Genomic DNA, 245 nt, shown 5'->3' with positions numbered 1-245 from the left:
CTGGAAGTGTCCTGCTCGCGCGCGTCAGTTCGCTGTTGCGACGCACCTATCAGCTCAGTGCTGCTGGGCGCGAAGTCTATGGAGATTACGACTTCGATCTGATTGCGAAGCAGGCGCTGCTTAAGGGTACCGCTGCTGCGCTGACCCCAAAGGAATTCGAACTTGCACTGCTGCTGTTCCAACACTTGGGCCGACCGTTGTCTCGCGCCCACATTCGCGATGTAATCTGGAATCAGATCGCCGAA

General features: G+C 57.1%; 1 protein-coding gene. It reads left to right on the top strand.

Annotated features, from left to right (window positions below):
- On the top strand, window positions 1-245 hold a 245-nt coding region (locus F6X37_RS36240), incomplete at both ends, for a winged helix-turn-helix domain-containing protein (protein WP_187614710.1).

This window comes from Paraburkholderia sp. 31.1, assembly GCF_014397645.1.
In the GTDB taxonomy this organism is placed as follows: domain Bacteria; phylum Pseudomonadota; class Gammaproteobacteria; order Burkholderiales; family Burkholderiaceae; genus Paraburkholderia; species Paraburkholderia tuberum.
This window is presented reverse-complemented; position numbering and strand designations above follow the sequence as displayed.